The 8,139-nt window shown below is 52.2% G+C and carries 8 protein-coding genes; 5 read left to right on the plus strand and 3 right to left on the minus strand.

Going from position 1 to position 8,139, the window contains the following annotated elements:
- On the minus strand, positions 1 to 2,010 hold a 2,010-nt coding region (locus tag CAG65_RS14730), incomplete at its 3' end, for a sensor domain-containing protein (protein ID WP_161454135.1).
- Between the two features lie 195 nt (positions 2,011 to 2,205).
- Here CAG65_RS14730 and ubiT point away from each other — a divergent pair.
- From ubiT to prfC, 5 genes are all read left to right on the plus strand, one after another.
- Positions 2,206 to 2,733 (plus strand): ubiquinone anaerobic biosynthesis accessory factor UbiT, encoded by a 528-nt coding sequence (ubiT, locus tag CAG65_RS14735; protein WP_021705655.1) that lies wholly within the window; start codon positions 2,206 to 2,208, stop codon positions 2,731 to 2,733.
- Positions 2,717 to 3,217: a GNAT family N-acetyltransferase gene (locus tag CAG65_RS14740; protein WP_021705654.1), complete on the plus strand. Its 501-nt coding sequence runs from the start codon at positions 2,717 to 2,719 to the stop codon at positions 3,215 to 3,217. Before ubiT ends, CAG65_RS14740 begins: the two co-directional genes overlap by 17 nt.
- Before the next feature lie 144 nt (positions 3,218 to 3,361).
- Positions 3,362 to 3,760 (plus strand): DNA polymerase III subunit psi, encoded by a 399-nt coding sequence (locus tag CAG65_RS14745; RefSeq protein ID WP_021705653.1) that lies wholly within the window; start codon positions 3,362 to 3,364, stop codon positions 3,758 to 3,760.
- Positions 3,761 to 3,763: 3 nt separating this feature from the next.
- The gene (gene rimI / locus CAG65_RS14750) at positions 3,764 to 4,216 is read left to right on the plus strand and encodes a ribosomal protein S18-alanine N-acetyltransferase (protein ID WP_425585314.1); all 453 of its coding nucleotides are present in this window, start codon (positions 3,764 to 3,766) and stop codon (positions 4,214 to 4,216) included.
- Positions 4,217 to 4,345: 129 nt separating this feature from the next.
- A complete protein-coding gene (gene prfC / locus CAG65_RS14755) occupies positions 4,346 to 5,932 on the plus strand; it encodes a peptide chain release factor 3 (protein WP_021705651.1) in 1,587 nt (528 codons plus the stop codon).
- Between the two features lie 89 nt (positions 5,933 to 6,021).
- Here prfC and srmB read toward each other — a convergent pair whose 3' ends face one another.
- Positions 6,022 to 7,266, minus strand: coding sequence for an ATP-dependent RNA helicase SrmB (gene srmB / locus CAG65_RS14760; RefSeq protein ID WP_161454136.1), 1,245 nt, complete (start codon positions 7,264 to 7,266; stop codon positions 6,022 to 6,024).
- A 91-nt stretch (positions 7,267 to 7,357) separates the two neighbouring features.
- The gene (locus tag CAG65_RS14765; RefSeq protein ID WP_161454137.1) at positions 7,358 to 8,077 is read right to left on the minus strand and encodes a tRNA1(Val) (adenine(37)-N6)-methyltransferase; all 720 of its coding nucleotides are present in this window, start codon (positions 8,075 to 8,077) and stop codon (positions 7,358 to 7,360) included.
- Positions 8,078 to 8,139 lie beyond the last annotated feature (62 nt).

The following is an 8,139-nucleotide window of genomic DNA, read 5'->3' on the forward strand; positions in this document are numbered from 1 at the left end:
CAGCTCTTCCACTTCGTGTTTCGGTTGTGGGCGGTAGAAATGAAAGCCCTGAATGGAATTGCAGTTGAGATTGGACAGTAAGGTTGCCTGCTGCTGAGTTTCAACCCCTTCGGCGACCACAGTCAGATTGAGGGATTTGCCCAGATTGATGATATTTTCAATCACAGTGACCTGCTTAGGCAGGGTATCGATGTCACTGATAAAGGCGCGATCGATTTTGAGTTCATCGAGTGGAAAACGTGCCAGATACGACAGCGACGAGTAGCCGGTTCCAAAATCATCGATCGACAGACCAAAGCCGAGTTTCTTGATGGCATTGAGCATTTGCAGAGTGTGTTCGCTGTCACTCATGACCGCACTTTCCGTCAGCTCAAAAGTAATGCAGGCCGGATCCAGCTCGGTGGTACGCAATAACTTTTCCATGAAGTCGATCAGTTTCGGGTTGCCGAACTGCTCCGGCGACAAGTTGATGGCCACCCGTCCAGGTAAAATCCCCTGCAGTTTCCAGCGTTTGACAGTAGCGAAGACATCGCGCATTACCACGCGGCCAAGGTGCTCAATCAAGCCGGCGCGCTCCGCCACCGGAATGAAAGCACCCGGAGAAATATACCCTTCCACCGGATGTTTCCAGCGCACCAGCGCTTCGGCGCCGTTGATGCTGAAATCGCGCGCATTCACTTTGGGCTGGTACCACACCTCGAGACCATTTTGTTGCAGTGCTTTTTGCAGTTCGATCTCGAGCCACAGACGCATGCGGGCTTCTTTGTTCATCTGATCGTTGAAACGGATCAGGCGATTGCGACCGCGATCTTTGGCCTCATACATCGCCGTATCGGCATTTTGCAGCAGGATGCGTGCATCGTTGCCGTCGCCCGGATACGCAACACTGCCGATGGAGCAAGCAAGACGTTTGCTGAAATGATGCAGGTCGAATGGCTGATTGATCAGTGAAATGATGCGCTCGGAGAGCATCTCAGCCATGCGATTGTTGTCCGGTTCGGGAATGATGATGCCGAATTCATCACCGCCAAGATGGCCAAGGACTGCGTGCTGAGGCAGCAAACGCTTCAGGCGGGAGGAGACCTCTTTGATCACTTTGTCACCAATGTGATGACCGAGTGAGTCATTGATGTTTTTGAAGTTGTCGATATCCAGATAAAGCATGATCAGCGGTGTGTCATTCTGGATAAACTGCTCAAGACGTTTGGTGAAACCGAAGCGGTTAAACAGGCCGGTTAACGAGTCGGTATGGGCGTTTTCACTCTTGGCGAGCGATAATGGCTTCGGCTGTTCGTCGGCGTCCTGGATCAGCACCAGTTGCGTGTTGCTGCCGAGCAGAGTGGCGGCATCGGCATGCAACTGCACCTTGCGTTCAAAGCCGCATTTCGGTCCTGTCAGACACACCAGCGGCGCTTCCGCAAGTAACAGCCCCAACGGCGTATTAAAAACCGTTTTGGTTTTCTCATCGATAAACAACGTTGACAGTTCTTCTCCGAGCAGATCGTTGTTGCTGTTGAAGCCGAGCAGTCTTACCGCCGCCGGGTTGGCGGACAAAATGCAGTCGTCTTCGACCAGCAGAATACCGTCGGGCAACAGAGTGGTCAGAGTGGAAAAGCGTGTTTCGGACTCTTCCAGCGAGCGGATCAGAAGTTGTTTTTCTGAGGTGTCGATGGCATGAAACAGAATATGACGGACAGTGCCGTTGTCATCGACGGGGGTCAGGCAGAATTGCAGGCTGGTTTCGAGGTCGATTTCACTGAGGGTGATTTCGGACTCAATGGTTTCGCCCTGAAATGCCCGTTCGTAATACGGTCTGAGATGATGATAGAACTGCGCACCCAATACTTGGGCATCGCTCATCCCGACCAACTCTTCACTGTTGAGTCCGGCAATGTCGCAGTAGCGATCGTTAACCACGGCGTACTTATGCTGATTGTCCAAAATCGCAAAGAAAAACGGGCTATGGGCCGTTATTTTGGCAAACCAGTGCTTTAATTGTTGCGCAGGCATGTAGTACTACCGACTCCCAAAGAGCTGTTTCATTCACATGGATTGTAATGTTTGTTGATGATATTCACTATAACTGTGATTCACGCTAGATCAAGCATCACAGCTAGATACGGGTTTATTGATACACAACAGGAACCGACGTTATCACATCCATTATGATGAGGAATTCTCACAACAAAGTAACGGATAACGCTCGTGATTAACAAGATTCGTACTCAATTAGTTCAAAATGCAGCGTCAATTTTGCGATCTCCAGTCCACTTATTACCTCCAATCGTACAAAAAAAAGCCTTATTAGAGGGACTTAAAACCGTATTTAAAGAATCCCTCGAAGAGGGGGATTTTGATTTTCTGGAAGATAAATGGTTGAAAGTAGAGATAAAAGATATGCTACTTTGTTGGTATGTCAGCTATCAGAATGAGCGTCTGATGGTGGCTGATGGTGCGGTGGAGCATGACGTCAGCTTTTCTGCTAACCTGAATGATTTGGTGTTGATCGCCGGGCGGAAAGAAGATCCTGATACCCTGTTTTTTCAGCGGCGTTTGTCAATTGAGGGAGACACGGAGCTGGGACTGGAAGTCAAGAATCTGATGGACAGCGTTGATCTGGATTTATTACCCAGAACGCTGCAAATTTTACTCGAACAACTGGCCGATTTTGTGCAAAAGGGCTTACAATCCCCGATAACACAAAATGAGGTAATGAATGCTTATTCGAACTGAAGCTCCGGCAGACATCCTGGCGATCGATCGCTTGTTGAAATCTGCGTTTGACACCGATGCCGAAGCGCAATTGGTGATGTCTTTGCGTGAAAACAGCCGTCTGACGCTGTCTCTGGTCGCGTGCAGCGATGAGGGCGAAGTGATTGGTCATGTGATGTTTACGCCGGTGACGCTCAATGGGGAAGACCTCAATTGGCAAGGGCTGGCGCCGTTGGCGGTGGCTAAGGCGCATCGTGGTCAGGGGATCGCGTCTGCCCTGATTAAAGAGGGTTTTGAGTCTCTGCTGATGTTTGGTTATCCGGTATGTGTGGTGCTGGGCAATCCGGATTACTATCAGCGTTTCGGCTTTCAACCCGCCGAACAATACCAGATGCGCTGCCCATGGGATGTGCCGGTTGGCGCTTTTCAGATATGTGAGTTGGCCGAGGGCATGCTGAATAACCGCAGTGGCCTGATAGAATACAGCCCGGAATTTACGCAATAGCCCGGTGCGGGTCGAAAAGGGGCTCAAGCCCCTTTTTTGTTATCTCCATCCATGTAAAGCCCAATGACAGGGAAAGGCACAAGGTTTGTGACTTTTTCCCCATTAATTTGATAGGATGAGCGCCTCACATCAGGTAACACGACTATGTCCAACACCGAGACTCAATATTTATCCGAAATGGGAATCCAGTACTGGCAGTTGACGCATCCAGAGCGGCTGACGGGCTACCAGGCTACTCAGGTGGATTTACCCGAATCCTGTCAGCTGCTGCTGGTCGCCCCCTCATGCCCGCGAGGCGAGACCGCCGCCATGTTTGCGCGTGTGTTGAAAAGCATCAAGCTTGAGTTGGGACAGGCGCGGCATATTCTGCCTGACGATTTTAGCGCTATCAGTGAGCAACATCTGAAATGGATCTGGTTTGCCGGATGTGATGTTCAGGCGGGCATTGATGCTCACGTCCTTCATACTCCGATGTTGAGCGACATTGATGGCAATAACACGCTACGCCGTGCGCTGTGGCAGCAAATCTGTTCTTATCAGTAAATTATCATGACCCAAACTCGCTTAATGCCGTTAGCCGTTCAGCACCTTGACGCGGTGTATCGGATCGAAACCCAAGCTCATACACACCCTTGGTCACACAATTTGATCCGCGATATTAACAGCCGTGGAGGCCGCCATCATGTACTGCTGGCCGAAGAACAGGTCGTCGGCTACTTTTACGCACAAAATATTGTCGGTGAAGTCACGCTGCTTAACCTTGCCGTTGATCCGGCCTGTCAGGGACAAGGCTACGGTAAAATGCTGCTGGACGGGTTTCTTGAGTTGTGTCAGCAACTGAGCGCCGACAGTGCCTGGTTGGAAGTGCGCGAGAGCAATCAACGAGCCTATCAGTTATACGACCTAGCGGGTTTCCATGAAGTAGATCGGCGCCGCAACTACTACCCAACGCAATCCGGTCACGAAGATGCGATCATCATGAGCTATCTGTTTTTCTGACCGTCGCCATCCAAAGTTGCCCCGAGCAGCAATATAAGCGAAAATACCGCGCAAAATTAAATCGCATTGCTAACTGACGGCCCGGCGCCGGCTTTTTTCACCCAGTTAGCCCAAGAGAAGACCATTTCCATGTCAAACGCATTTTTGAGTGAAGTGTCCAAACGTCGTACGTTTGCGATCATTTCTCACCCGGACGCGGGTAAAACCACCATTACTGAAAAAGTTCTGTTATTCGGACGTGCCATTCAGACCGCCGGTACGGTTAAAGGCCGAGGCTCGGCTCAACATGCCAAATCTGACTGGATGGAAATGGAGAAGGAACGGGGGATTTCGGTTACCACATCGGTGATGCAGTTCCCGTACAACGAGTGCCTGGTGAACCTATTGGATACGCCAGGACACGAAGATTTCTCGGAAGACACCTACCGTACGTTGACGGCGGTAGACTCTTGTTTGATGGTGATCGATGCCGCGAAAGGTGTTGAGGACCGGACCCGTAAACTGATGGAAGTTACTCGTCTGCGTGATACGCCGATCGTGACGTTTATGAACAAACTGGACCGCGATATTCGTGATCCAATGGAGCTTCTGGACGAAGTCGAAAGCGAACTGAACATCGCGTGTGCGCCGGTGTCGTGGCCGATTGGTTGCGGTAAAGAGTTCAAAGGGGTGTACCACATTCACCGTGATGAAACGATTCTGTACACCACAGGTCAGGGGCACACGATCCAGGAACAGCGTATTGTGAAAGGCCTGGACAACCCTGAGTTGGATGAGGCCATCGGTGCCGAACTGGCGGAGCAGTTACGTGAAGAGCTGGAGCTGGTTCTGGGAGCGTCGCATGAATTTGATCGCGAACTGTTCCTGAGCGGCGAGCTGACCCCGGTTTTCTTCGGTACGGCACTGGGTAACTTCGGTGTGGACCACATGCTAGATGGTCTGACTGAATGGGCGCCAGCCCCTCTGGCGCGTCAGGCAAATGAGCGTGAAGTAGAAGCGAACGAAGAGAAGTTCTCTGGCTTTGTATTTAAGATTCAGGCCAACATGGACCCGAAACACCGTGACCGAATTGCGTTCATGCGCATCGTATCGGGCACCTACACTCAGGGCATGAAAATGAACCACGTGCGACTGGGTAAGCAGATCAACATTTCCGATGCTGTGACCTTCATGGCCGGCGATCGCTCCCGGGCGGAGAACGCTTATGCCGGCGATATCATCGGTCTGCACAACCACGGTACTATTCAGATTGGTGATACCTTCACGCAAGGGGAAGCACTGAAATTTGCGGGTATTCCTAACTTTGCTCCAGAGTTGTTCCGTCGCATTCGCCTGAAAGATCCACTCAAGCAGAAACAGTTGCTTAAAGGTTTGGTGCAACTGTCGGAAGAGGGGGCAGTACAGGTGTTCCGTCCGCTGCAAAACAACGATTTGATCGTGGGCGCGGTGGGGGTACTGCAGTTTGATGTTGTGGTGGCGCGCTTAAAAGCGGAGTACAACGTTGAAGCTATCTATGAAGGCGTAAATGTGGCCACGGCACGTTGGGTTGAGTGTGACGACGCGAAGACTCTGGAAGAGTTTCAACGTAAGAACCAGGCAAACCTGGCGCTTGATGGCGGCGATAACCTGAGTTACATCGCACCGACGATGGTGAACCTGAACCTGGCTCAGGAACGTTTCCCGGACGTCCAGTTCCGCGCGACTCGCGAACACTGAGCATGACATCCCGGCCTGTGGACCGGGATTTGGACACTAAAAAAGGTGATGCCATGGGCATCACCTTTTTTATCGTTTTTAGTTTGGGGTTACTTCTTTTTCTTCGCCACTTTCTTTTTGGTACCGGTTGCTTTTTTCGTCGCCGCCTTTTTCTTATCGTCTTTTTTCTTTTTCTTAAACACCGGCTTCTTGTGTTTAGGACGCAACTCTTTGATGAAACGCTCTTTGATGTCTTCTTTCACGTAGCGGGCAACCCGGTCCATCATGGGTTGGTCGTGTGCTTCGACCAGAGAAACCGCATTGCCTTTTTTCCCGGCGCGGGCCGTACGACCGATGCGGTGCAGATAAACATCGGCACTGCGCGGCATATCGTAGTTGATCACGTGGCTGACGTCGGGCAGATCGATACCACGCGCTGCAACGTCGGTGGCGAGCAGGACATTGACGTCACCGGTACGAAAACGGCTGATGGCGTTATTCCGGCGATCTTGTGGCATCTCACCCTGAATCCAGGCACATGGGATCTGGGCGCTCTCCAGTTCAGCACGTAGTTCTGCCAGACGTTCGCGGGTTTTGAGAAACACGATAGTGCGTTCTGCTTGCTCGGTAATGATGGTTTTCAGCAGCGCCAGTTTGTGCTCCATGTCGTCGGCACGGTGATACCACTGGGCAATCTTCTTGCGTTCGCGACGTGACGGCTCGGCGTCCACTTCGGCCGGTTCTTTGAGCAGATCCGCGGTAAAGCCTTCCACCCCTTTGCCTTCCAGTGTGGCGGAGAACAGTAGCGTCTGTTTGCGCCAGCGACACTCAGAGGACAGCCGGTCGACGGTTGGGCCAAAGCCCATATCGAGCATGCGGTCGGCCTCGTCCAGGATCAGCCATTCGATCGCGCGACAGTCGAAACGCTCAGCCTCAATGTATTCCATCAGACGCCCGGGGGTCGCGACCACGATGTCTTGTGTGGTCGCCAGAATGTCCGCATGTTCCTGATACTGAACACCACCGGTGATGGTAAAAATGTTCAGTTTGGTGTGCTTGGCCAGCGCACGGGCCTGATCGGCCACCTGCATCGCCAGTTCGCGGGTCGGCGTCAGGATCAGCACTCGGGCCGGTCCGGGTTTTCGGCGCGGAAAATCGCTCAAAAATTGCAGTGCCGGCAGGACAAAGGCGGCGGTTTTTCCGGTACCGGTTGGTGCTGACGCCAGAATGTCGCGACCTTCCAGTGCTTCAGGAATGGCTTGGGCCTGAATCTGGGTTGGACGGGAGTAGCCCATCTCTTCGATGGCCGTCAATAGATTCGGATCAAGATCGAGGTCGGCAAAAGTTTTGATCACTGTGGTGTCTCCGCGAGCCATTCGGCGCTGTTGAGTGAATTTAAAGGGCGCATAGTATAAAGCCATTGCTAAGTAGGGTCACAGGTTATTTCTACATCTTCAAATAAAATTCTCGCGTCAGTTCGATAAAGGCCTGGCTGTAATCCAAATTTTCCCGGATGGTTAACTCGCTCACCTGACAAGGTGCGGCGGAGCGAGCCAGTTCGAACAGTAAGCGGTGGACCGGTTTGGTGTCTGACGGTTTGACCCGACATAAGCGGGTGACAAACCAGCCGGATTGTTCGGCTTGACGGATAAATGCCTCGCCTTCGCTGTCGGGCAGAACGAAACTGGCACATCCGTTTGGCGTCAGCAATTCAGCGCAGCGTGCGATCAACGCCTGATGGGAGAGACGGTCAGTATGACGAGCGGTGGCGCGCTGTTGGTGCTGTGACTGCTCGCCGCTGTTGAAGTACGGAGGATTGCACACGATGGCGTCGAAGCTGCCGGTTAGCGGCATCGACAGAATGTCGCCTTCGAGTATCTCAATCCGTGCCTGCCAGGCTGAGTTGGTGACGTTGTGCTGCGCTGCGGCAATGGCGTTGGGCTCAATGTCCACCGCCGTCACATGTGCATGCGGTTGTCGCTGGGCACACATCAGCGCCAGTAGCCCGGTGCCCGTGCCGATATCCAGTATGCGTTCAGCGGGTTCGATGTCAGCCCAGGTTCCGAGCATCACGCCGTCTGTGCTGACCGGCATGCCAGACTGACCGCCCTCTATCGAGAACTGTTTGAACGAAAATCCTTTAGTTTTTAATGGCGTGGCTTTCATTTTTTATTTTGCTACCGATCGGTTATTAAGTATTTACAACTATTGTTAATAAAATGTTTTGG

Source organism: Vibrio sp. V39_P1S14PM300, assembly GCF_009904765.1.
GTDB classification, from domain to species: Bacteria; Pseudomonadota; Gammaproteobacteria; order Enterobacterales; family Vibrionaceae; genus Vibrio; species Vibrio proteolyticus.

Coding starts and splice junctions, on each gene's coding strand:
- CAG65_RS14765 (WP_161454137.1), bottom strand. CDS start 8,077: ATGAAAGCCACGCCATTAAAAACTAAAGGATTTTCGTTCAAACAGTTC.
- prfC (WP_021705651.1), top strand. CDS start 4,346: ATGTCAAACGCATTTTTGAGTGAAGTGTCCAAACGTCGTACGTTTGCG.
- CAG65_RS14740 (WP_021705654.1), top strand. CDS start 2,717: ATGCTTATTCGAACTGAAGCTCCGGCAGACATCCTGGCGATCGATCGC.
- CAG65_RS14745 (WP_021705653.1), top strand. CDS start 3,362: ATGTCCAACACCGAGACTCAATATTTATCCGAAATGGGAATCCAGTAC.